This is a genomic window from Parafilimonas sp., from assembly GCF_051953455.1.
In the GTDB taxonomy this organism is placed as follows: Bacteria; Bacteroidota; Bacteroidia; order Chitinophagales; family Chitinophagaceae; genus Parafilimonas.
This window is the reverse complement of sequence record NZ_JBQCIT010000008.1, coordinates 23,916-46,869: the sequence shown is the minus strand read 5'-3', so window position 1 is coordinate 46,869 and position 22,954 is coordinate 23,916. Positions and strand designations below refer to the sequence as shown.

The following is a 22,954-nucleotide window of genomic DNA, read 5'->3' as shown; positions in this document are numbered from 1 at the left end:
TCATTTAAAAATGATTAAGGGTTTATCGGTCATACGCTTTTCAGACGAAATAATTATAGATATCAATTAAAGCGTCACACCGTTAGCATTATTTTCATTATTTAAAACAGCTTCTTAATTTTAGAAAATATTTTGTACTACTAACAATTAAAACACCATGGCTGCAAATACAAAACGTTGCTTTGTTGTAATGGGTTTTGGTGTAAAAACCGATTACACTACCGGCCGCAAACTTGATCTGAATAAATCTTATCAATACCTTATAAAACCTGTACTGGAAAAGAAAGGATGGGAATGTATAAGGGCCGATGAAATTCCCAACACCGGCATGATAGATTTACAGATGTACCTTGAATTATTGCAGGCTGATGTAGTGATCGCCGACCTCTCAACCACCAATGCCAACGCCGTTTATGAGCTTGGCATACGGCATGCTTTGCGCCCTTTTACCACCATCGTAATTGCAGAAGACAAGCTGGTTTACCCATTCGATCTTAATCATATTGCCATTACCAAATACACCCATCTCGGCGACTCCATTGATTATGGTGAAGCGGAAAGATTTCATAGCGTGCTGGATGAGTTGCTTGATGCCGCGGCCAATCATACGCCGCCGCCAAGCGATAGCCCGGTTTATACTTTTATATCCAATCTTATTCCTCCCAAAATACAGAGTCAGATTGATAAGATTATCAGCAATGTTAGAACAACTGTTAATGCGGCAACTGCCGATGATGGCTCCGTAAAAACACTTGCGCTTATTTGCGATGAAGCGGAAGAAGCCTTAAAAGCAAAGAAGTTTACTGAAGCAAAAACATTATTTAATGCAGCAATGACGCTTAAGAAAAACGCTGACAAGAATAATATTTGTGTCGATCCTTATATTATTCAGCGGCTTACCTTAGCCACTTATAAGGCCGGTGAACCCGACACCGTAACAGCATTGAATGAGGCACTTCAATTATTAAACCAGTTAAACCTGGATCATACAAACGATCCCGAAACCGTTGCGCTGGCAGGCAGCATAGAAAAGAAATTATATGAAAACGGCCAGGGCGAAGAGCATCTTAAGAATGCTATCCTGTATAATGAACGTGGTTATTTTTTATTGAATAACCGCTACAACGCTATTAACCTGGCATATACTTTTAACTGCAGGGTTAACTCAAACCTGTATTCTAAAAAAGAAGATAAAATTGCGGATATGGTTTTTGCCAACCGTGTAAGGCAAAGGGTCTTATTTATATGCGATAACGACTGGGCGGAAATTGAAAAACGGGAAGCCGCTGAAATGGCAAGAACAGGCGATGCAGGTAACGCAGATATTCAAAAGCAGAAAGATTATAACAACGAACAAAAATTCTGGATACTGGTAAACAAGGCAGAGGCTTATTTTGGACTGGGCCGGTTTGACGAATACAGGCAAGCTATTGCGCAGGCGCAGGCAATTGAACATGCCGACTGGATGATGCAAAGCTTCCGGGAACAGGTAGATAAGCTAAAAGTGCTGCTTATAAAATATGGCAGCTTATTGGAAGAACCCTGGGTGTATAAGGAATAGTAATGAAGAAAAAATCAAGGTCAGGTTAATTGTGAGATTGTTCGTACTAAAAACGATATGTTATTCTTAGCATATCATTAATCGGTTTGAACGCGCAATATGATAAGTTCATCATTTTTTAACTCCGAAGGAAGGATGCCTTTCTTTCCATTTAAAGGACTTACTATTACAACATCATGGTCTTCGTAGCCAAGATCAATATATATCCTGTCATCTATCATCCAGCCGGTGCCCTTTATTATATTACCTTTTTTATTGAAAGTATTTTTTACAACAAGGTCCTGCTGCAACTGAAAAGATATAAGCTCACCGTCGGTGAATTTTTTATACTTCCCTATAATATTCGCAGCAACAGAAACAACTCTTGCCGGTTGTCTGGCAATATTTAATGAAGAAATATAACCTGAGGAATCATTATTACTTACATCCACCGTCATTGTATTAAAAGCGGTGGTATCAGCCTGCATTTCCTGCAAATGGCCGGCTGGATTTTGAAGCGCATTAAAAATATTGTAACCAAAATCTTTCATATAGAATTCGGGGTATTCAAAAAGCTCTTTCACAGCAATAATCTTATAAACATAAGATGCTGTTTCCGCGTTAAGGTTCATGGAAAAATAATCATTATTGCCTTGCTTATTTACAGCATTAAAAATATTCCCAATGCCAAAATTGTAGGCGGCGGCAGTTAATACCCACGATGATATATTGTATTTGTTTCTTATCATGCGGTAGTAATCCGTTAAAGTTCGGCAGGCTGCATTGGTTGACTTATAAAAATTTTCGCGGTCATCACCGTTTTCCGAAACATTCAGGCCAATGCCGCGGGCTGTGGCCGGCATAAGTTGCCAAAAACCACCTGCGCCTGCACTCGACGTGAGGTTTTGAAACCCGCTTTCTATAATGGGTATGTATTTTAAATCTTCGGGCAGGTTATTCTTTTTTAAATAATCTTCTATCCATGGAAGGTAAGTATTAGCGCGTTTGCGCAATGCAGGCATATTGATGTTCTTAACCTGTTTCCGTATTACATCCATCAGCTTGCCCGAAACAATAGCATTATTGGCAGGCACTGTTTCACCGCAAAAAATAATAGTATGCTGTGCGGATATTATTGATGAAGGAAATAAACTGGCACAAAAAATAAGATATGTTATAACAATAAATTTCATCCATGTATATATTATTTTTTTTGCCGGATGGAACGCCTTTATATTCTACTGTTTGAAAATATTTTACACAGGCATTTCATAGTTGCTGGCAATAAAGCATGCAATTTTTGCTACTATGGTTATTGCAAACAGGCATACTGTCTCAGTGCCCCTGCTCTTTGTTGTAAGCGGAGCCGGGTATTGTTATCTCAAGTTTTAATTTATCAAGCCTGTCAACTAATTCGAAGCGCAGATTTTCTTCATCAGCAATCGCTGCAGGCCTGGCTACATATACCAGCACCTTTTGCCTGCCGCCTAAAATTATAGGATAGCTGGCAACATAGTTTGGATAGAGCTTAATAGAATCCTTGCTGCCGCGTGGCTTATAACTCAGCAACATTCTGCCGGTAAGAAATTCTGTGGAGTCGTAATTCTGAACAAGAAATTTAAAATAAACATTGTTATGTTTAAAGTCTATATTTTGGCAAATAAGCTTAACATTACCGGAACTATCCATTAATTCAAGCTCAGGTTTTAATGACATTATTTCCCTGCCGATGAGGTTGCTTTGTACATTAAAATTTAAGAGGCTGTCAAACTTTTGATCAGTAGGAGAACTGAAAAAATTAATGTCAGGATATTTCCTGTAAACATAACCCAACGCAGGATCTTTCGGATTTGGATAATAAATGGCCGGTGCATAGTAAGCATAAGCCACAGGCGCTTTTGCACGCACGGTATCTTTATTGGTACCGGCAATGCTTTTTCTTTCCAATTCATCATTAATATTTGTGATAACAGTTCTTACATATTTAGTGATGTTTACCAGGTTGTATTGGCTTTGTTCCAAAGTAGCGCTATCCATATTGCCAACAATATCGAGGTACTTCCTGTAGTGGAACAAAACCTCTTCATAATTGTCTTTATATTTTAGTGCGTCTTTACCTTTTTCATAAGCGCTCATCGCCGAATCAAATTGCTGCTTTAGTGCTTCATGCGCCCTTTGTTTTTCAAGTATGGTTAACTGGTCTTGTATATAACTAACCTGTCTTTGAAGATAATATTGCTGTTCCGGTATGTTTAGCGCCATTGCCGCCTTAAAATTATCAAGGGCCAAAGGGTATAACTGCGTTGCCATTGCAATTTCCCCGTTGGCAATTAATGAATCAGCCTGGCTTTGTATAATTTGCTTTTGCGCTATTTCAGCCAGCTCAGAATCTATTATCACTATTTTATTTCTCGCTTCAGGTTCATCAGGTTTTATACCGGCTGCTTCAGAAAACATTACACGTGCTGTGGTATAATCTTTTTCACTATATGCTTTTTGTGCATCTGTAATAAGTGCTGTATATTTTTTATTGATCTCGTTTATTTTATTAATACTGTCTTTTTCCGCCTGCTTTTTTATGGCGTCTTCCGTTAATATGTGTTCTATTTCTGTTATCCTTGTATTGGTATATTCATCATCGGTTTTATATACCAGTGCAGCATTATATAAAGATTTCGCAGTTATATATTCTTTTACGACAAAAGCATCATCAGCTTTTTTTATAGCTGCCGTATATTTTATATTGTTGAGAGAATCCTGTTTCAGCTTTAATTGCTTTTCTTCAAGTGCTTTCTTTATCTGGGCTATTTTGGTTTTTGAATACTGATCATTTTTGTTAATGGTTAATGCTTTGGTATAACCTTCAAGTGCATCATTATACATGGCTGCCTTATAGGCCTCGTCTGCCTTACTGATCAGGTCATTGTATTGTTTTTGAAGGATTTCATTCTTTTGTTGTTCAATTTCTATCCGGGCCTGGCGTTGCTGTTCAGCTAAAATATCATCTATCTTTTTTATTTGGGCATTGGCATATACATCGCCCGGTTTTAGCAGTAAGGCACTATCGTAACCAGATTTTGCAACGCCAAAAGTTTTTTCAGTGAAAGCTTTATCCGCCGAATTGATATATGCAGCGTACAAATCTGCGTTTTTCCTGTTCACTGTATTTATGCTGTCTGCAATAATTTGCTGATTGATATTCTTCAATCTTGCTGCAACGGCTGCATCGCCGGGCTTAATCAGTAAAGCCTGGTTATAAGCGGTTTTGGCCGCGTCATACGATTTTTTATGCACCGCTGTATCGCCGAGCATAACATAGTTTGCATACAACGCTTCTTTCTTTTGCTGAACGGTTTTCACACTATCCACAGCAATATTTTCGTCAAGCTTTTTTAACCGATCCAGGGCAGCCGCATCACTCGGTTTAATCTTCAGCGCCTCCAGGTAAGCTATTCTTGCGGCGTTGTATTGTTTATCATTTAATGTTTTGTCGCCCGCATTAATATAGCTTTGAAATGAACTGTCTTTACGGCGATTTTCTTCTTCAATCTTTGCTGTTGCTATGTTCTTCTGAATAACCTGCACCTGGGTATTCAGGTATATATCATCCGGTTTTAATGCCAGCGCTGCCGTATAAAATTTAAGCGCATCATCATACCGGCTGGAAGTAAAAGCATTGTTGGCCCTTCTCACCAAATCTGCATATTTCGCTTCATTATTATCTGCTGTTTCAGCAGTTTGCACTGCAGCAGGCGCTTCATTTTTGGGTGGTTCAGGCTCAGGTGATGCAGCAACAGGCTCGTTTACGGGCGCTTTGCTTAATTGTGCTACGAGGTCCAGGTCAGTAAAATAAATATCTCTTTCGGCATCTTCAAGATGCTCTTTATATATAACGGTAAATTTATGTTTGCGCCCGCCTTCGGTTACATACAAGGTATAAGGCGCTGTCACATCACTTGATGTTTCTAATGCAATAGATTTTTCATCGCCCAGCAGGGAATTGAATTTATAAGGGCAGGTGGCTTCACCAAAATTATACTTGGTATAAGCATCGTGAAAATATAGCGTGGTAGCATATAGTCTGGATACATAAACTTTATAGCCGTTAATGTTTTGGGCCAGGAGGTTTTGCGAGCCGGCCAGCAAAAAAAAGAATAAGAGGTAATTATGCCTTTTCATTTTTCGTTTAGACGATTAAATGAAGATCAGGCAAACAAAAAAGCTTAAAGTTTGATGTTCAATATTTCAAAACTCGCAAGTGCACAGGTCTATTTTCAAATTTCTAATTCCTGATTCCCAAATTAGCCACCAATCAACTACTCTCCGTTATTCAAAATCTTCATACAGCAGATACTTTTTTCTTATTTGTTTAAACTTATCCAGGCCGGGTTGCCAGCTCGCACGGATCTCGGCTTCTGTTTTCCCATCTTTTATCTGCTGCATTAAAATATTGTTGCCGGCGAGTTTATTAAAGAAATAATCACCGGTTTTTGGCTTTAGAAAGAAGTTGTTTTTATCAGGAAATAATTTATAAGCTTCCAATAAATAACTAAGGTTTATTTTCCCGTTATCTGCCTTCTCATCACTCACATTCCATCCGTAACATTTTTGATTCACGAGTTTAGGCGCTGTAGCGCCGGGTTTTGAAACCGGCGTAAAAGCATAGAGGTTTTTTGGTAAAGACGGGTGGCCGAAAATTTCAAAAGGCTCATCTGTTCCCCTGCCTTCACTAAGATTGGTGCCTTCAAAAAAACAGGTGGACGGATACCAGTAAACAGCGCCCATATCCGGCAGATTAGGCGATGGTTTCACCGGCAACTGGTACCTGCTTTTGTGATTATAATTCTCACATTTAATTACCAGGAAATGAAAAGGCGTATCCACCGAATTCTGCGCATGATTTTTATACCAGGCAAATTTTTTATTGGCTTTGTCAGTAAACAGCCAGCCTTCGCCGGAAATCATCATGGCATATTCGCCCATCGTCATTCCATACACAACAGGTATGGGTTGTTTGCCAATACCACTCCTGAAATTTGTATCCAGCACGGGCCCGTCAACATAAAAGCCATTGGGGTTTGGGCGATCGAGCAGCATTAAAGGTTTATTGTTTTCAGCAGCAGCTTCCATAAAATATTGCATGGAATTGATATACGTATAAAACCTCGCGCCCACATCCTGTATATCAAATACCAGCACATCCACATCTTTAAGATCATTTGCATCGGGCTTGCTTTTATTGCCATATAAAGAAACAATGGGCACATGCGTGTCAGGGTCAACAGAATTACCCACATGTGCACCGGCATCTGCATTGCCGCGAAAACCATGTTCGGGCGAAAATATCTTTACCACGTTAATACCGCTTTTAACGAGCGTATCTACAAGATTGGTTTGATGAATAACGGAGGTTTGATTGGCAAACACACCCACACGCTTTCCCTTTAATAAAGGCATATAAACGCTGGTTCTGTAAGCGCCGGGAATAGCAGGCTTTGACAGATCAACCTGGGAAAAGCAAACTGTTGTACATAATATGCACACTACAAAAACGGGCAATAATTTCATGTAATAAAATTATGTGTTGAAAAATAAACTCTTTGTGAAAAGATCAACTGTATTTCAAAAATAGGCAAGCAAAACAAAATTGCTTTTTAAGATATCTTCAGCGTAATTTTATTGAGCGATCAAACTCACTATTTGCATTATTCATTAAATGTTTTGTAAATATGCCAGTGCAAAATCCTGAAACAACATCTTTAAAACCCCGTAGCTCAAAGCTGAAAAAATTTTTTACCATATTGATAATAATACTTGTAATAATTGGGGGCGGCATCTTCTGGTGGAATTATCTTTTTGTGTTTGGTGAAGGCGTAAAATCCGGACAGTTAAATTATGTGGTAAAGAAAGGCAACCTGTTTAAAACCTATGAAGGCAAGCTGATACAAAGCGGTTTCCGGTCACAGGCTGCCGGCAGTATTCAGTCGTACGAATTCGAGTTTTCTATTGCCAACGACAGCCTCGCCAATTATTTAATGAACAACAGCGGCAATTATTACGACCTGCATTATAAAGAATACAAACATGCTTTACCCTGGCGTGGCTTTAGCCCTTATATTGTTGATAAAATAATTAAGATGCAGCCTGTTCAGCCGGGACGTTAATCATTGATGCGCTTCATAATAATCCCACATTATTTTAAACACTTTGTCTTTTAATGCTTTTGCAGAGGTATTAACGCTTTCCACAGGCGGCAGAAAATGCATTTCCAAACGATGCGGTACCAAGTAAAATATTTTATGTGCGGGCAAAACTTTCCTTGTATTAAAAACCAGCGTTGGTACAATTGGTTTTTGCGTATCCACAGCCAAACGAAACGCCCCGTCATAAAATTCCTTCAAAGGTTTATCTGTTCTGTTGCGTGTGCCTTCAGGATAAATAACCATATCGAGGCCCTGGCTTAATACCCGCTTCATATCATCGTAACTTTTACGCCGGCTGCGGTCATCATTCCTGTCAACCAATACGCTGCCAAAGCTGTATATCCACCCAAAAACCGGTATGCGTGAAAAACTTTTTTTGGCAATGGTTTTATTTGCCCTTGACATAAACGGTGTTGTTACCGGCACATCCATTAAGCTGTTGTGATTGGAAACAATAACACAATTGGGCAAACCTTTAAAATATGATGCGCCTTTAACTTTGAGGGGGCAACCAATAAGGGTAAGGTAAATGAACATCCAAACCCTTGATACATGCCGGTGCCATTTTGCTTTTTGCGGCTCTTTTAAAAAATGACAGGGGATATAAAATATATAGGCGATAATAATTGTACTTACAAAAAGAACCAGGGCCCATGTTGCCCAAATGCGTCCAAATATTTCTTTTATAAATTTCAAAAAGTAAGCGTTATTTTTTTGTTACCAGCTACTGTAGATGTGGCATCACGGTTGTGTCACTCCCTTCAGCTGCATATTTTTAATCAGCTATAACCCGGCGGAATATTTCAAAATTCAGTATTTCTCAAAAAATGCCATGCTGCCGCCAACCCATTCACGGTCTTTGTTATAACGAACACCAATCATTTTGCCTTTGCTTATGCGGGCCAGGTTTTGGGCGGCCACCGGCCTTGCTTCGCCATCTTTCCAGAAATAGAAAATTCTTATTTCCACCTTTGCATTATCATCAGGCGTTTTAATAACATCAGCATATTTCACCTTGCGCTGCAATATCCAGTTATGCCGGTCTTTCACCGCATCAATATCTTTCTTTGTTATATCAATTACCACACCTTGCCCTGCAAAAGAAAACAAAGGTTTCAATACATAATTTTCAAGGTCTGAAGGCAATTCTTTTACATCGCTTAAAAACTTTGTTTCAGGCACGAACTTATGTTTTATAAACGGCAGTGTGTATTTGCTGATGCGGTAAAACCAGTCAGGATGCGGCGCCCACTCAACATCCAGATCTTCAAATAATATTTTACCTTTTTTCTGTACTTCGGATGATTGCTGCTGAAGTTCATCGAAAATAATCCTGTTGTAAATGCGTTTTACTTCAACTTTCTTTTCATGCTGCACATAAAATAATTTTTTCCCTTCTTTTACAAGCTCTGTCAAACAAACCACGGGAATGTTTAAATAATCCTGTGTACAGTAAAAGTCAATTTTAGTTTTTTGTTTATGCGGAAAAATTTCAAGCAGTATTACATTTTCAGGATCATGGCCTGCAATAATTATATCTTTCAATAACTGTATGTAGGTGCTCTTTATATAACCGTTTAGGTAAGAACTGTAATTATCCGGAATATTAAAATGTTTGCGGGTAACCTCATCATCTAAAACCTGGTAAGCAAACAAGGTGGGAAAGCCCTGCATTTCTATCAGTTGCGGTTCCAGTTCGCCATCAGTATTTTCACAAACACCAAAATCAAATGCTATAAAATGCGAATGCGCATTTTCGTTTGGCACTTTCAAATCCTTGGGTACAGCATTAGCAGTAAGTTGTTTAAAATCCGGCTGCGCAATTACATCAACAATGCTTTCGCAGGCATCCAGCATCTTTTTTGTAAAAGTTTTATCTACAAACACAGGTGTTTCTGCAAGCCTGAATTCAATACCGCCCGGATGCAGCGCATTCATTTCTTCTAAAAAATCTGTATATTTTTTTTGCGTAAACGCTGCATTGAAATTATCGCGCAAGCCAGGTACCATACAGTTGTTTTAATGCAAAATACGAAATGACAAATTAGATATTAAGGAATCTATAATCAATGGTCGCCAGTCATACAACAAAACTCTCTACTCACCATTCATCACCTATTTTAAAAATCCTTCGGTATATAAAACTTATTACGCTCTTTCACTTTATTGTCCTCATACAGTTCAAAATAAAACCAGCCGGAACGCATAAAATCTGTTTTATCAAGCAGCAGCATCGGTTGTGTTACATGCTGAATGCCGAAGAGTGGCTTATGAAATTCATCAAAAAAACGAATCCTGTAATTTTTTTGCAAAGCATCTGCAAGTGATATCTGCACATAGCCATCAGCATTGGTGAATACATGCGGCGAAGGCATCCAGTTTATATTGTTGGCATAATAGCGTATCAGTATATCTGCATCAGTTAATGAATACAACGTATCTCTGGTATAGTTAACAATCGAATCGCGGAAATGTTTGTATTGATCATAATTAAGCTGCGCAATCACTGTATCATCGTCGTGCACGGTAACCAGAAAATTTTCATCAGCCTTGCTTGCTTCGCTGATATCATCCGTAAAATCAGACCCGGTTTTAACTTTTTTTGCTTTTGTAAAAAAATAAGAACCGTTGGCCAACACATAAAAAACGCGGTAATACATACCATTGTAACCGGCAGTTTCATCAATATAACCGTTTTCCGGAAGCCCGGGCGACAAAGGTGAAAAGATAGTCTTGTAGTTTTTTACACTGTCCCATGAGCGCTGCACATTCAACTGCACTACGCTGTCTCCATACGGATTAGTCCATGCAACCCGCACTTTGGTATTGCCTGCATCTGCCACTGTTACTAAAAATTTATTCTGAGCATGTAAACTATTTGCTGCTGCGAAAGCAGTAAAAACAAAAAACAATATATATATCTTCTTCATACCGGTTACGTACGGACAAATATAGTGTCGATGCTTTTTAGAAACTGAAACTTTAATACATTAATGTAAAAACAGTGCAGTGTCAACGCAAATTTTATCATTTATTTTGCTGCATGAATAAAACAATTCTTGTTACAGGTGCAACATCAGGCCTCGGAAAAGCCATTGCTGAAAAATTTGCGGCTGCTAATTATAACTGCATTATTACCGGCCGCAGAAAGCAGCGGCTGGAGGAACTTGCTGCAACATTATCATCAAACCATAATATAAAAGTTTTACCGCTTGCTTTTGATGTAACTAAAAAAGAAGAGGCTTTTAATGCCATCAATAATTTAAGTGAAGAATGGCGCAATATTGATGTGCTCGTAAATAATGCAGGCCTTGCAGCAGGCCGCGACCCTTTTGATGAAGCTTCCCTTGACGATTGGGAAACCATGATAGATACGAATATAAAAGGGTTGCTGTATACATCGAAAGCTGTTATTCCTTTCATGAAGAAAAATAAAAAGGGCCATATTATAAATATTGGCTCAACAGCCGCTAAAGAAGTATATAAGGATGGCAACGTGTATTGCGCTACCAAGTTTGCGGTAAATGCCATAAGCCAGGCACAGCGTATTGATCTGTTGCCGCACAGGATAAAGGTTACATGCATTAATCCTGGTGCTGTTGACACGGAATTTTCAATCGTACGTTTTAAAGGTGATACGCAGAAAGCAGATGCTGTGTATGAAGGTTATGAACCATTGCATGCAGAAGATGTGGCTGACACTGTATTTTACTGTGCTACTTTGCCCGCGCATGTTTGCATTAATGATCTCGTGATGACCTGTTTATCTCAGGCAAGTTCGTTTTATACATATAAAGAATAACCTCATCATCATTCTCTTCTCACAAGTGCAGAGGTTATCCAATTGCAGCCCCGTTATATAGTCTAATTCACATTGTTGAAAGATATTTCACATCCTTCATAACATGCTTTTTTACTTTGCAGCATGGATACAACATTTTCTTATCAGTCTTTATACAATTTTACTTATTCCGTTTTTAAACATATTGGCTGCAGCGATACCGATGCAACAACTGCCACAAAAACTTTACTGGCTGCGGATGTGCGGGGTATTGACAGCCACGGCGTGGCCCGTCTTTCAGGCTACGTGCGTTTATGGGAAGCGGGCAGAATTAATAGTAAACCCAACATTTATATAAAACATCAAACGCCTTCTACCGCTGTTGTTGATGGCGATGCAGGTCTGGGTTTGGTGGTGGCGCCGCATGCCATGCAAATCGCTATTGAAAAAGCGGCTAATGTGGGAACAGGCTGGGTAAGTGTTGGCAACAGCAATCATTTTGGTATAGCCGGTTATCATGCCATGATGGCTTTGCAACATGATATGATCGGCATTGCCATGACCAACGCCAGCGCGCTGGTTGCACCAACCTTCAGTATTGAAAAGATGTTGGGAACCAACCCGATCGCAGTGGCTATTCCCGCAGGCAGTGAAGCACCTTTTGTTGCCGATATGGCCACAACAACTGCCGCCAATGGCAAGCTCGAAATTTTACAAAGAAAAAATGCAGAAGCACCTTTGGGCTGGGTGCAAACAAAAGAAGGCTTCCCATCAACCGATGCGAATGCATTAAAAACAGGCGGTGCTTTATTACCGCTGGGCAGCGACCGGGAGCACGGTTCGCATAAAGGATATGCATTGGGAAGCATTGTCGATATTTTCTCTGCCGTATTAAGCGGCGCCAGCTATGGCCCCTGGGCGCCACCTTTTCCTGCCTATATTCCCATACCGGAAAACATGCCGGGTAAAGGGCTTGGCCATTTTTTTGGCGCCATGCGCATTGATGCTTTCCGTACCGCTGATGAATTTAAACAGCATATGGACAACTGGCTGCGCCGTTTCAGGAATGCCAAACCTGCTGAAGGCTATGAGAAGGTGCTGGTGCCCGGCGATCCCGAAAGGGAAATGGAGACAATAAGAATGATGGAAGGTATCCCGGTTGTGGAAAGTGTTGTAAACGAATTGCTGGCTGTTGCCGCAAAGTTCAATATTGAATTCCGGTAAGATTAACCTGCATAATATAAACAAACTGAGGTGATGCTTGAAAGATTTAAATAAGCCGGCTATTTTCAGGCAGCTTTCCGTTTAAGATTGGGCAGAAAAGCTGTGAGCAACCCGATAAGCGGCAGAAAAGCGCATAACTGGTAAACATATTCTATGCTGGTTTTATCGGCCAAAGCACCTAAAACCGCAGAACCTAATCCGCCCATGCCAAATGCAAACCCGAAAAACAAGCCCGAAACCATACCAATTTTTCCCGGCAGCAATTCCTGTGCATACACAAGAATGGCGGAAAAAGCAGAAGCTATTATTACCCCGATAAAAACCGTAAGCACACAGGTGAAAAACAGGTTGGCATGCGGCAATATCAAAGTAAACGGCGCAGCGCCTAAAATGGAAAACCATATCACATATTTTCTACCAAAACGGTCGCCGAGCGGACCGCCCAATATGGTTCCGGCAGCTACCGATGCCAGGAAAATAAACAAATAGATCTGTGATGATTGCACCGAGACATTGAATTTATGAATAAGGTAAAAAGTATAATAACTCGTCATGGAAGCGAGATAAAAATACTTTGAAAAGATGAGCACCAGCAAAATAACCACGCTGCTGATGATCTTTCTTTTTGATAAATGAATATGGCTTTCAGCGCTTATTGTTTTTGATTTTTTTCGCAACGAGAGATGGTCGCGGTACCAAAATCCAAGCTTGCTTAAAATAATAATAGCTGCAAATGCGAGAAGTGAAAACCACAGAATATTACCCTGGCCGTAGGGCTCTATTATTAATGCAGCCAGTAACGGGCCGATAGAACTGCCTGCATTCCCCCCTACCTGGAAAATAGATTGCGCTAACCCACGCCGGTTACCGGCAGCCATGTAGGCAAGTTTTGATGCTTCGGGATGAAATACGGAAGACCCGATACCTATTAAAGAAACAGCTACCAAAATAATTGTATAGCTTGATGCCTGCGACAGCAATACCAGCCCCACCAGGCTGAATGTCATGCCGGTTGCGAGGGAAAACGGCTGCGGCTTTTTATCGGTAAAAGAGCCAACCATTGGCTGCAGCAATGAAGCAGATAACTGAAAGGTTAAAGTTATAAAGCCAATTTGCGTAAAACTCAAATGAAAAGAGTTTTTTACTATCGGGTAAATAGACGGAATAAGCGACTGAACCGTATCGTTCAGCAAATGCGATAAACTTATGGCAATAAGAACGGGAAATATTGTTTTTGGCTGAATTGCGGCGCCGGCATTTTCAACTTCCAATTGCAAAATTTTAAGGCGCGAAAATACAATGGTAAATTTTTTCTATTTCGAAAATTAAAAGGCAACATTAAGCGGTTTATTAAGAATCCTTTCATATAATCTTTTGTACTTTTGCACTTCTAAAAGTTTTCTGATGATTAAAACAGGTAACCCCATTATAAGCATTTATACCGAAATGACGCCCAACCCGGAAACAATGAAATTTGTTGCCAACAAATTGCTCTACCCCGGCAAAAGCATAGATTTTCAGGATGAAAGCCAGGCTGGCCCCAGCCCGCTGGCAAAAGAATTATTCAGCTTTCCTTTTATAAAAGGGGTTTTTATAGCCAGCAATTTTATTACACTTACCAAAACTGCAGATACTGAAGACTGGCAGGATGTTATTCCTTCCGTAAAACAATTCTTAAAAGATTATCTCGAAAACGGCGGCCCGGTAATTAACGAAGATGAAGTGGCCAAAGTAAAACAGGATACAGGCAATATTATTTTGAGCGATGATACCGATGTGGTAAAACGCATTAAGGAATTGCTTGATAATTACGTGCGCCCGGCGGTGGAAATGGATGGCGGTGCCATTCAGTTTAAAAATTATGATGATGGCGTGGTAAGCCTTATGTTGCAGGGAAGCTGCAGCGGCTGTCCTTCATCAATGGTAACTTTAAAAGCTGGTATTGAAGGCATGATGAAACGCATGATACCCGAAGTGAAAGAAGTGGTAGCTGAAGCAGAATAGTTATTCTTATAAAAAAATTAAACGCCGGGCAGTTAATAATGCCTGGCGTTTTTATTTGGGATTGTTGTTTGGTCGTTATTTTTTTGGATTACATCCATTTTATCATAACACTTTGTCGATAAATATTACTTTGAAGCATTATTTTTAATTTTTAAATGATTGAATAAAATCATGCACAGGCATAAAAAGCTTTTTTTCCTTTCATTAATATGTTTAGTGTGTTTATTAAGCTGCCATTCAAAACAGGAAAATAAAGAGCCACGGCAATCTCCGCCACCAGTTGTGGATGTAATTATTGCGCAACCGCAAACTGTTTCAAATATTATAGAAGCAAACGGAACGGTTGTGGCAAATGAGTTTGTTGAGCTGCATCCCGAAGCCACGGGCCGCATTACTTATTTAAATGTTCCGGAAGGAAAATATATTACCAAGGGAACGGTTATAGCCCGCATTAATGATGCAGACCTTGTTGCCAATCTTAATAAAAGCAAAGCTGCACTTAAACTTGCACAGGATTATGTTAACCGCCTGAAACCTTTGCTTTCTGTACAGGGCGTGAACCAGGCCGATTATGATGTTGCCGTCAATACGGTTATAAGCACAGAAGCTGATATTCAATATACACAGGCATTGATTGACAAAACAGTCATCCGCGCCCCTTTCGACGGCGTTGTGGGATTGCGGCAGGTGAGCCTTGGCGCTTATGTAAGCAATTCAGATGTTATTGCCACCATGCAGCAGGTAAATAACCTGAAGATGGATTTTACAGTGCCGGAAGAATATGGCAAATACGTTTCCACCGGCTCCACAGTCCAGGTTACGCTGGATGCAGCCAACGATACATTGAAACATAATGCTACTATTATAGCTGTAGAACCGCAGGCTAATACGGTAACACGTAATCTCAAAATAAGGACTATACTGCAGGACAAGACAAAAGCAAACCCGGGTGCTTTTGCCAAAGTATATCTTGCGCAGGGCGGTTCCAAGCAAAGCATACTGGTGCCAACAAATTGTATTATTCCCAGCGATATAAACAAGCAACTTTTACTTGTTAAAAACGGCAACGCACAGTTTACAGATGTTACAACCGGCGTGCGTTTGCAAAACAATGTAGAAATAACAAAGGGCATTGCAGTGGGCGACACTGTAATTGTAACAGGCGTTTTATTTGCAAAAGATAAAAGACCCGTGCGGGTGCGCAGAACATTATCGATAGACAGCCTTACCGATTAATGTTACATATTTCATCCGGCAGCGCCTGTTTCATTTATCCGAACTATTCTCTGGCAGTATTCTTATATCTTCCATATTTATTTCGAAAAACTTACAACGGCAAGTGATTATTTTTGCACATTGTACTATGCCTGAAGCAAATTCAAATACAACATTAAAGCGGCTTCGCAACCATTACCGTATGGTAATTATGAACGATGATACTTTTGAAGAAGTAATAAAGTTCCGCCTTTCCCGCCTGAGCGCTTATATCGTATTAAGCACAACATTTTTATTAATGATAGGGCTTGCTGTTGCATTGCTGGTGTTTACACCATTACGGTATTATATGCCGGGCGCATCTGCCAACAGCGATACCCGGCGTGAACTGCAAACATTAAAAATACGTACAGATTCACTGGAGCAGGCGCTGAAATATAAAGATGTATATCTTAACGGAATAAAACAGGTGTTAGGCGCCGATGATGTTTTAAGGGATACCGCTTCTCTGAAAGTACCAAAATAATGTTGTCGATGAATGAGCCTGGTAAAAAGAAAGATACTTCAAACAAAAACCTGCTGATACAATATGCAGGTATTGGTGCGCAAATAATTGCCGGGTTGCTGATTTTTGTTTTTATTGGTAAATGGATTGATGGCAAGTTGCAATTCTCCTTTCCAATATTTATCTGGCTGATGCCGCTTATTTTTATTATCGGAACAATTATAAAAGTTATAAAAGATACTTCAACGAGGAAAAAAGATGAATAAACTTATTAAAAATAAACTCTTCGGGCCTGTTATAATTTTCTTTATAATCATTAATGCATTGTGCCTGTCATTTTCAACATGGCTTGATGAGAAGAATATCAATCACTCCGTATTGCTGGCTGCTAACTTCATCCTGTTTATTATTACTTTAACAGCCTGCTATATATATGCAAAATCTCTGGCCTCAGACAATGCGCATGCATTTGTGCGCAGCGTTATGATGGTTTCATTTATTAAACTGATGGCTATTGCAATAAGCGTTTTTATTTACCTGATTGCCGCAGGCGAAAACAGGAGTTTGTATGCAGTTGCCGGCGGCATGCTGCTTTACATCGTTTATACAGTGCTTGAAGTAAGTGGTGCAATGAAGGTTAACAGGCTAAGAAATGTCAAAAACTGAACATCCGTTACAGGCCCTTGCATCTTATTTACCTGATAACAGTTTTGAGCAGGTGGCCTATTTTCTCCAGCATTATAAAGTACACTTAACCATAACAAGACAAAGACAGTCTGTACTGGGTGATTACCGCAATGCGGTGAATGGCAAAAATCATCGTATAAGCGTAAATGGCAATCTTAATAAGTATGCTTTTTTAATTACGCTGCTGCATGAACTTGCGCATTTGCTCGCTTTTGAAATTCACGGTAACCGCATACAGGCACATGGCAAAGAGTGGAAACATTTATACAGCACACTGCTGAAAGATTTTGTAAACAACAAAATCTTTCCTGCTGATATTGAATTTGCGCTGAATGAATCCATAAAAAACCCTGCCGCCAGCAGTTGTGCAGAAGAAGGCTTAATGCGGGTTTTGCGTAAATATGATGAGCGAAAAAAAGGAATTGTGTTGCTGGAAGAACTGCCGAAAGGTGCTTTCTTTTCAACAAATGATGGCCGCATATTTAAAAAAGGCGAGCAGCTGCGCAAAAGATTTCGTTGCGTGGAAAAAGATACGGGGCTTGTTTATTTGATAAGCCCTTTATATGAAGTAAAAATAATGCAATAAAAAGCGCTTATACAAAATTGTATAAGCGCTTATATAATTTAAGTAACGGGCTTATTATGCCACCGCTTTCTTAACCAGATCGGCCGCTTCGCTCAGCAATATAGCCGACTGAACTTTAAGCCCGCTTTCATCAATTAATTTTTTTGCTTCTTCTGCATTGGTTCCCTGCAGGCGCACAATGATTGGTATATTAATGTTGCCTAAGTTTTTATAGGCATCAATTACACCGGCTGCCACACGGTCGCAACGCACAATACCGCCGAATATATTGATAAGAATAGCTTTTACATTCGGGTCTTTCATAATAATACGAAAACCGGCTTCAACAGTTTGTGCATTGGCTGTACCGCCCACATCAAGGAAGTTTGCAGGATTACCGCCGCTTAGCTTGATCATATCCATAGTGGCCATTGCCAAACCTGCGCCATTAACCATACAACCAACATTGCCATCAAGTTTCACAAAGTTGAGGTTGTATTTACCGGCTTCCACTTCTGTCGGGTCTTCTTCCGCAAGGTCGCGCAGTGCTTCAATATCCGGATGACGCATCAAAGCGTTATCATCAAGGTTCATTTTACAGTCAACCGCAATAATTTTATCATCGCTTGTTTTAAACAAAGGATTTATTTCCAGCATAGAGCAATCAAGCCCAACATAAGCATTGTATAAGTTGGTTACAAATTTTACGCAGTTTTTGAACGACTCTCCTTTCAATCCAAAATTAAACGCAATCTTTCTTGCCTGGAATGGCAATAAACCACCTGAAGGATGCACCCATTCCTTAAAAATTTTATCAGGGGTTTTATGCGCTACTTCTTCAATGTCCATCCCGCCTTCCGTGCTGTACATAATTACGTTCTGGCCTTTTGCACGATCCAGCAATATGGATAAATAAAATTCTTTTGTGGGATTGGGGCCGGGATAATAAACATCCTGCGCAATTAAAACCTTGTTTACCTTTTTACCGGCTTCACCTGTTTGAATAGTAACCAAAGTGCCGCCCAAAATATTACCGGCGATAGTTGCAACTTCTTCAAGACTTTTACCAACAGCCACTCCACGTTGTTCAGTTCCTTTAATTTTTCCCTTGCCGCGGCCACCCGCATGTATCTGGGCCTTTACAACAGCAAAATTATTTTGTGTCTGGCTTTTAATGTTGCGGTATGCTTCTTCGGCTTCATGCACCGTGCTGCTTGCATAGCCTTCCTGCACCGGCACGCCATATTTTTTTATTAATTCCTTTGCCTGGTATTCGTGAAGATTCATAATCTATGTGTTTGCGCGAAGATAATAGTTTGTGTTTTGATGATTAACAGTTAATAATATTTTTAGGAAACCGGTATATCATAAGGCAGTTAACCGCTTCAGAAAATCATCTTTCCTTCTTGTTGAAACTTCAATTTCTGAACCGTCATTCATTGTTACAGTTCCGCCTTTTCCTTTATTATACATTTTTATATAAGCAAGATTAAGAAGGTGCGAATTATGAACGCGGTAAAAATTATACTCAGTAAGCATTTCTTCAAACTCCTTTAGTGTTTTTGCCACAAGCAGCTTTTGTTTATCTTTTAAAAAGAGGGTTGTATAATTTACGTTGCTTTCGCAACGGATAATATCATCTGTTTGAATAAATACGAGCCCGCTTAACACGGGCACACAAATTTTTTTGGAAGCGCTTTGTATGTTTTTGAGATTATGAAAAAGTGCATCAAATTTACCGGCAATATCTTTCTGCGAGACTTTATCATTAAGCTTTTTCAGCGCTGCCTGCAATTCATCCGTATCAATGGGTTTCAGCAAGTAATCCAGGGCGCTGAACTTAAACGCCTGCACTGCGTATTTATCATAGGCAGTGGTAAAGATGACTTCAAAATTTATTTCCGGCAATTGTTTTAAAAGATCAAAGCCCGTTTTATTACCTATTTCAATATCTAAAAAAACAAGCTGGGGTTTATATGTTTTGATAGCAGTTAACCCTTCATCAACAGATTGAACGCTGGCAAGCAATTCAACCATATTGCTCGAATTTCCGGAAAGCATCTTCGTAAGCCGGTCTATGCAATGTTGTTCATCATCTATAATGATTGCTTTAATCATAGTGTGAATTTATAACTTAATCGCAAAAAGATTTGCCGTTAATGCCAGGCTTGCCGGGTTCACGTTTTCTCAAAATTTTTCAGCAGAAAATAAATCATGCTTTGCACTTAATCAATTAAGCTTGATACAATCCATTATACAATTTAGGTTTATGCTGTATTTAAAACAAATGAAAACAATGCCGTTGCCTGCATCGCCTGTTTCACTTTCCCCGGCTGTATATACCAATCGGAGTTTCTGCTGCATGTATTCAAAATGGCATTGTTTACATCGCTTTTAATGATGTGTGAATAGATTCGGGCATTATAATTCCATTTCTTTAAATACGATACCGATCACCAATCATAATTAATATTAATGGCAAAACATAATGTAAGGGTTAAGATTCCACGCAATGCAGAACACCTCCTTCAACTGGCGAATGCCGTATATTTAAAGCATATAGCAGATGCGGAAAAATCGCCGTTAAACCTGTTAAATGATTATAACTGGAAAGATAACAGCCACCGCATGACTGAGGCACAGGCCCTGCAACAGCAGATAAAGCAAGCTGAAAAGGAACTAGATAACTTATACCGTAAACGGGATACACTGCTCGCGCCTGTAAACCTCACATTAAAATGCAGCCGCGACCTGCTGCTGGGTATGTACAAAGCCAATTATAAAAAACTTACAGAATGGGGCTTTGAAGTAGATGATACGCCAAAACAAAAACAACCTGTAACCATTAATCAATAAAAACAGTATTACATTGAATATATGTTGTAAGAAATAATCAGAAACTCAATTCCAGCGGCAACCGTATTTCAGCCCTTACCCCGCTTCCTTTGCCAGCTACAGTTACGCTTGCATTGGTGTTTTTCTGTTTATTAATAACTTCTATACGTTCCCTCGTAATGCGCATGCCTAAAGACTTTCGCTTCTTCGTATTTTCATTTGGCTGCATACCAATACCATTATCTTCAACAATGCAATTAAGCATATTGTTTTGTTGCTGCACATGAACAAGAATTTTCCCTTCGCCTTCCTTATGGGCAATGCCATGCCATATACTGTTTTCAACAAATGGCTGCAGTATTAATGGCGGTATAAGTGTGTTTTCTTTATCAATTGTATCATCAACAATAATTTTATAATCGAATTTATTGTTAAGCCTGAAACGTTCAAGCTGCATGTATAATTCAAGGGCTTTAAGATCTTCATCCAGCGGAATTTCTTTTTGTTCGGAATTTTCCAAAACCATGCGCATGAGCCGTGCAAACTTTGATGCAAAATCAGAAGCAGCCTGCGTTTGGTTCTTATCAATATAATCAGCAATAGAGTTGAGTGAATTAAAAATAAAGTGAGGGTTCATTTGTGCACGAAGGGCTTTCATCTCAGTGTCGGTAACCATGGCTTGTAGTTCCGCCTCATTCTTTTGAACTTTTATATCCCGGTTGTGTTTATAAAAAATGAATGTGCCGATGCCTGCAAGTATTAAAAAAACAGAACCCGCCATTATAGCATTTTTCACTACATGCTGCTTCTGAATTTCTGCTTTGGCCAGCGCCTGATTTTTCTCGTTAACAGCTTTTATCGAATCCTGAGTTTTACTGAATTCATACTGCATTTCAAGGCGGGTTATTTTCTTAGTATTACTATTGTTCAATATGCTATCGTTCAGTACCACAGCCTGTTCATAAAAATCCAATGCCTTTTTGTAATTATTTTGTTTTATATAAATTTCTTTCATTGTTTCCAGCGCAAACCATTGCCTTCTTAATGCATTGATGCTTTTTGCCATATTAAGGGCAGTTTCATTAAATTTTATAGCGCTGTCAAAACGATGACCAGGATTAATTCCTGCATGCAGCAGGTCTTTATCAGGCGCCTCAAGTATGCAAACCGCCATAATATTGTACATTAAAGACAGATTAGATTTATCGTTTAGTTTCTTATACATAGGGACCGACTCTCTAATAATATCCATTGCCAGTTTATAATTGGAATGATAGTAATGAAAAATGCCAATATTGCCCATATTACTGGCAATACCAAACTCGTAGTTTATCTGTTTGCTTATCTCAAGCGCCTTCGTATAATTAGCTATGGCATTTGCAGAATCTTCCAGATTGTCATACGCTGTTGCTATATTACCAAGCGTATTTACCATTGCCTTTTTATTGCCCGTTTGCTCATTCAGCTGCAATGATTTTTTGTGGTACTCCAGCGCTTTATCAAAGTTTTCAAGGTTTAAGTAAATTATACCCATATTGGTAAATACATCTGCAATGCCCTGCGTATTATTTGTTTTGGTAAAAATGGTTAATGCCATTTGCTGGTACTTTAATGCTTCGGGTAAATTTGACATAAACTGATAATTCAAACCCATACCCACAAAAGCTTTCGCAATAGCCGCACTGTCATTTATTCTTTTAGCCTGCATTAAAAGTTTTTCCTGCATTTTCATGGCCTCACCATATTCCGACATATTAAAGTAAGCTGTGCCCAGGCGCTGGTAAGCATTCAGTAAAGTTTGATTAAAATTCCGTTGTTCACTAATAGCCAATGCTTCTTTAAAAGATGCGACAGCGGTTTTGTTGTCGCCTGCTGAAATATAATTTTCTCCTTTGCATAGATAAGCAGTTGCCAGCAATTGCATTGCATTTAATTTCTTCGCCAGCACAATAGCCTGTTCTGCTGTTTCTAATCCTTTAGCAGGATTAACATCAGAAAAAGCAAAAGCAAGATTATTCAGCAACTTTAATCTTACGGTATCTTCTTGCGGATGTTTGTTTAATGCGTTTAATAAGCTGTCTGATTCATTTTTCTGCGCAAACATCACTGCAGTTATCAGCAAAAAAGGGGTTATTAATAACTTTCTCATGTGGCAGAATATTTAGTATGAAAATGCAACTGTAAAAGTCAGGATTTCATAAACAGTTTTTTCAAAATCCCCTGCAAAAAATAAATCAAAGCCTTCAATTAATCAATGTTGCTTGTGTCCGGATTATAAGCAGGTTAGGTTTATGCAATAATAAGAAACAAATATAAACAACGCGGGTGTTAATGAATGCAACAGCAATGTTCATATAAATTTTCTTAAGACAAGAAATGTTTGGAAAAGAAGATT

21 protein-coding genes are annotated in these 22,954 nt (G+C 39.3%); 11 read left to right on the top strand and 10 right to left on the bottom strand.

The window, feature by feature from the left end; genetic code table 11:
* Positions 1–157 precede the first annotated feature (157 nt).
* On the top strand, positions 158–1,561 hold the full coding sequence (locus ACTHN6_RS02310) for a tetratricopeptide repeat-containing protein (protein WP_440434094.1): 1,404 nt from the start codon (positions 158–160) through the stop codon (positions 1,559–1,561).
* A gap of 77 nt (positions 1,562–1,638) precedes the next feature.
* Here ACTHN6_RS02310 and ACTHN6_RS02305 read toward each other — a convergent pair whose 3' ends face one another.
* The 3 genes from ACTHN6_RS02305 to ACTHN6_RS02295 all read right to left on the bottom strand — a co-directional run bounded on the left by ACTHN6_RS02305 (position 1,639) and on the right by ACTHN6_RS02295 (position 7,108).
* On the bottom strand, positions 1,639–2,733 hold the full coding sequence (locus ACTHN6_RS02305; RefSeq protein ID WP_440434093.1) for a lytic transglycosylase domain-containing protein: 1,095 nt from the start codon (positions 2,731–2,733) through the stop codon (positions 1,639–1,641).
* A gap of 142 nt (positions 2,734–2,875) precedes the next feature.
* A complete protein-coding gene (locus tag ACTHN6_RS02300) occupies positions 2,876–5,719 on the bottom strand; it encodes a hypothetical protein (protein WP_440434092.1) in 2,844 nt (947 codons plus the stop codon).
* A gap of 147 nt (positions 5,720–5,866) precedes the next feature.
* Entirely contained in the window at positions 5,867–7,108 is a 1,242-nt protein-coding gene (locus tag ACTHN6_RS02295; RefSeq protein ID WP_440434091.1) for an exo-beta-N-acetylmuramidase NamZ family protein, read from the bottom strand.
* A gap of 233 nt (positions 7,109–7,341) precedes the next feature.
* Between ACTHN6_RS02295 and ACTHN6_RS02290 the strand changes: the two genes are divergently transcribed.
* Positions 7,342–7,704: a hypothetical protein gene (locus ACTHN6_RS02290; RefSeq protein ID WP_440434090.1), complete on the top strand. Its 363-nt coding sequence runs from the start codon at positions 7,342–7,344 to the stop codon at positions 7,702–7,704.
* Here ACTHN6_RS02290 and ACTHN6_RS02285 read toward each other — a convergent pair whose 3' ends face one another.
* The 3 genes from ACTHN6_RS02285 to ACTHN6_RS02275 form a co-directional block, all read right to left on the bottom strand.
* Positions 7,705–8,439, bottom strand: a complete 735-nt coding sequence (locus ACTHN6_RS02285) for a lysophospholipid acyltransferase family protein (protein ID WP_440434089.1) — start codon at positions 8,437–8,439, stop codon at positions 7,705–7,707.
* Between the two features lie 114 nt (positions 8,440–8,553).
* Entirely contained in the window at positions 8,554–9,753 is a 1,200-nt protein-coding gene (locus tag ACTHN6_RS02280; RefSeq protein ID WP_440434088.1) for a hypothetical protein, read from the bottom strand.
* Between the two features lie 110 nt (positions 9,754–9,863).
* Entirely contained in the window at positions 9,864–10,673 is an 810-nt protein-coding gene (locus ACTHN6_RS02275; RefSeq protein WP_440434087.1) for a hypothetical protein, read from the bottom strand.
* Between the two features lie 113 nt (positions 10,674–10,786).
* Between ACTHN6_RS02275 and ACTHN6_RS02270 the strand changes: the two genes are divergently transcribed.
* Positions 10,787–11,545 carry an SDR family NAD(P)-dependent oxidoreductase gene (locus ACTHN6_RS02270; RefSeq protein WP_440434086.1) on the top strand — a complete coding sequence of 253 codons (759 nt, stop codon included), beginning with the start codon at positions 10,787–10,789 and terminating at the stop codon, positions 11,543–11,545.
* Positions 11,546–11,668: 123 nt separating this feature from the next.
* Positions 11,669–12,748: an Ldh family oxidoreductase gene (locus ACTHN6_RS02265; RefSeq protein WP_440434085.1), complete on the top strand. Its 1,080-nt coding sequence runs from the start codon at positions 11,669–11,671 to the stop codon at positions 12,746–12,748.
* A gap of 65 nt (positions 12,749–12,813) precedes the next feature.
* On the opposite strand, the gene ACTHN6_RS02260 is transcribed toward ACTHN6_RS02265, so the two are convergent.
* Positions 12,814–14,019, bottom strand: a complete 1,206-nt coding sequence (locus ACTHN6_RS02260) for an MFS transporter (RefSeq protein WP_440434084.1) — start codon at positions 14,017–14,019, stop codon at positions 12,814–12,816.
* A gap of 133 nt (positions 14,020–14,152) precedes the next feature.
* Between ACTHN6_RS02260 and ACTHN6_RS02255 the strand changes: the two genes are divergently transcribed.
* The 6 genes from ACTHN6_RS02255 (at position 14,153) to ACTHN6_RS02230 (ending at position 17,745) form a co-directional block, all read left to right on the top strand.
* Entirely contained in the window at positions 14,153–14,752 is a 600-nt protein-coding gene (locus ACTHN6_RS02255; RefSeq protein ID WP_090655104.1) for a NifU family protein, read from the top strand.
* 216 nt (positions 14,753–14,968) lie between these two features.
* Positions 14,969–15,988, top strand: coding sequence for an efflux RND transporter periplasmic adaptor subunit (locus ACTHN6_RS02250; RefSeq protein ID WP_440434083.1), 1,020 nt, complete (start codon positions 14,969–14,971; stop codon positions 15,986–15,988).
* Between the two features lie 127 nt (positions 15,989–16,115).
* On the top strand, positions 16,116–16,493 hold the full coding sequence (locus ACTHN6_RS02245; RefSeq protein ID WP_440434082.1) for a hypothetical protein: 378 nt from the start codon (positions 16,116–16,118) through the stop codon (positions 16,491–16,493).
* Between the two features lie 8 nt (positions 16,494–16,501).
* On the top strand, positions 16,502–16,738 hold the full coding sequence (locus ACTHN6_RS02240) for an AtpZ/AtpI family protein (RefSeq protein ID WP_440434081.1): 237 nt from the start codon (positions 16,502–16,504) through the stop codon (positions 16,736–16,738).
* Positions 16,731–17,138 carry a hypothetical protein gene (locus ACTHN6_RS02235; RefSeq protein ID WP_440434080.1) on the top strand — a complete coding sequence of 136 codons (408 nt, stop codon included), beginning with the start codon at positions 16,731–16,733 and terminating at the stop codon, positions 17,136–17,138. The genes ACTHN6_RS02240 and ACTHN6_RS02235 overlap by 8 nt, the downstream gene beginning before the upstream one ends.
* A complete protein-coding gene (locus tag ACTHN6_RS02230; protein ID WP_440434079.1) occupies positions 17,125–17,745 on the top strand; it encodes a SprT-like domain-containing protein in 621 nt (206 codons plus the stop codon). Before ACTHN6_RS02235 ends, ACTHN6_RS02230 begins: the two co-directional genes overlap by 14 nt.
* Before the next feature lie 54 nt (positions 17,746–17,799).
* On the opposite strand, the gene sucC is transcribed toward ACTHN6_RS02230, so the two are convergent.
* Positions 17,800–19,011 (bottom strand): ADP-forming succinate--CoA ligase subunit beta, encoded by a 1,212-nt coding sequence (sucC, locus tag ACTHN6_RS02225; RefSeq protein ID WP_440434078.1) that lies wholly within the window; start codon positions 19,009–19,011, stop codon positions 17,800–17,802.
* A 78-nt stretch (positions 19,012–19,089) separates the two neighbouring features.
* Entirely contained in the window at positions 19,090–19,842 is a 753-nt protein-coding gene (locus ACTHN6_RS02220) for a LytR/AlgR family response regulator transcription factor (protein ID WP_440434077.1), read from the bottom strand.
* A gap of 357 nt (positions 19,843–20,199) precedes the next feature.
* On the opposite strand from ACTHN6_RS02220, the gene ACTHN6_RS02215 reads away from it, so the two are divergent.
* Entirely contained in the window at positions 20,200–20,580 is a 381-nt protein-coding gene (locus ACTHN6_RS02215) for a hypothetical protein (RefSeq protein ID WP_440434076.1), read from the top strand.
* A 37-nt stretch (positions 20,581–20,617) separates the two neighbouring features.
* Here ACTHN6_RS02215 and ACTHN6_RS02210 read toward each other — a convergent pair whose 3' ends face one another.
* A complete protein-coding gene (locus ACTHN6_RS02210) occupies positions 20,618–22,708 on the bottom strand; it encodes a tetratricopeptide repeat-containing sensor histidine kinase (RefSeq protein ID WP_440434075.1) in 2,091 nt (696 codons plus the stop codon).
* Positions 22,709–22,954: the final 246 nt, after the last annotated feature.